The 1,859-nt window shown below is 71.3% G+C and carries 2 protein-coding genes; one reads left to right on the top strand and one right to left on the bottom strand.

Translation table 11 applies throughout. From position 1 onward, the window contains the following. A partial coding sequence (locus AC2VNT_RS12630) for an aldehyde dehydrogenase family protein (RefSeq protein ID WP_486947185.1) occupies nucleotides 1-1,227 on the bottom strand: 1,227 nt, incomplete at its 3' end. Nucleotides 1,228-1,378: 151 nt separating this feature from the next. Here AC2VNT_RS12630 and AC2VNT_RS12635 point away from each other — a divergent pair. Beyond that, a partial coding sequence (locus AC2VNT_RS12635; protein ID WP_486947186.1) for a TetR/AcrR family transcriptional regulator occupies nucleotides 1,379-1,859 on the top strand: 481 nt, incomplete at its 3' end.

Below are 1,859 nucleotides of genomic sequence, written 5' to 3' on the forward strand. Positions count from 1 at the left end.
GTCGCCGTCCCGGTCGTCGTAGCCGATCACCGTGAGCACCGGCCCGAAGATCTCCTCCCGGGCGACCTTGGCGTCGTTGGTCAGCCCGGCGATCACCGTCGGTTCGATGAAGAACCCGGCCGGCCGGTCGGCGGGCCGGCCGCCGCCGCAGGCGAACGTACCGCCTTCGGCGAGCGCCAGGTCCAGATAGTGCTGCACCCGGTCCCGCTGGCGCGCCGAGATCAGCGGGCCGCAGACCGTGCCCGGGTCGGCCGGGTCGCCCGGTTTGATCGAGCCCATCGTGGTCGCCGCCGCGGCCACCGCCTCGTCGTAGCGCGACCGCGGCACCACCAGCCGGGTGGTGATCGCGCAGCCCTGGCCGGCGTGTATGCACGCCGAGAACGCCGACACCGCGCACGCCCCGGCCAGGTCGGCGTCGTCGAGCACCACGAATGCCGACTTGCCGCCGAGTTCCAGGAAGACCTTCTTGACGGTGCCGGCGGCGTCGGTCATCACCGCGCGGCCGGTGGCCGTCGACCCGGTGAACGAAACCATGTCCACCCGAGGATCTTTGGACAACATCGCGCCCAGGCTGTGGTCGGTGGAGGTGACCACGTTGACCACGCCGGGCGGGATGTCGGTCCGCTCGGCGATCAGCTGGCCGAGGACGGCCGCACACCACGGGGTGTCCGGGGCGGGCTTGAGCACGACGGTGTTTCCGGCCGCCAGCGCCGGGCCCAGCTTGGCCAGGTTGATCTGGTTCGGGTAGTTCCACGGGGTGATCGCGCCGCCGACACCGACCGGCTGGTGCACCTGCACGCGCCGGCTCTTGATGGCCAGTGGCGAGGCCTCGCCCAGGTCCCGGCGCCAGGGGTAGCCCTCGGCGGTGTCGGCGAAGAAGCCGAGGTCGCCCACCGGCGCGTCGAGTTGTGCGCTGGCGGTGAGCATCCGGGGCGCGCCGGCCTCGGCGACGGTCAGTTCGCGCAGCTCCTCGAGGTGCTCACGCAGCACGTCCCGCAGTTGCCGCACACAGCGCACCCGCAGGCCCACGTCGCGCGCCCAATCGGTCTGGTCGAACGCGCGGCGGGCCGCCGCGATGGCCCGGTCCATGTCTGCGGCGTCGGCGTCGGCGGCCTCGCCGAGCACCTCCTCGGTGGCCGGGTTCACCGTCGGGAAGCGGCCCGCACCGCCGGGGACCAGTTCCCCATCGATCAGCAGCCTGCTGATGCCTTCGGCCGGTAACGCCATTCCGCCCTCCCTGGACAGGTGTCCGATAACGTTCAGTGGCACCCTAACTGCCTTGACGAGTGCCACGCAAGGCAACGGGGTGGGGCCATTGCCAACTGGAGGGTTGCTTGATTCTCCCGGATTCGGCTAATTTAGACAAGTGTCCAGCGAAATGGCATCGGTGCGGTTGGGCGCGGCCGCCGACCAGGCCTCCCCGCCGGCGCGCAACCGCCGGCAGCAGGAGACGTTCGGCAAAGTGCTCACCGCCGGTCTGGAGATGCTGCGGGAGAAGTGCTACGCCGATCTCACCATCCGGGCGGTCGCCGGCCGCGCCCAGGTGGCGCCGGCGACCGCCTACACCTACTTCTCCTCGAAGAACCATCTGATCGCCGAGATCTACCTCGACCTGGTCCGCCGAATTCCGTACTTCACCGACGTCAACGAGGCGATGACCACCCGGGTGAACCAGACGCTGCGGCACCTGGCCCTGGTCGTCGCCGACGAGCCCGAGGTGGCCGCCGCCTGCACCACCGCGCTGCTCGGCGGCGCCGATCCGGCGGTGCGGGCGGTCCGGGAGCGGATCGGCGCCGAGATACACCGCCGGATCACCTCCGCGATCGGACCCGGCTCCGACGCGCGCACGGTCGCCGCGC

The sequence above is a fragment of the Mycobacterium sp. TH-M15 genome (assembly GCF_057473705.1).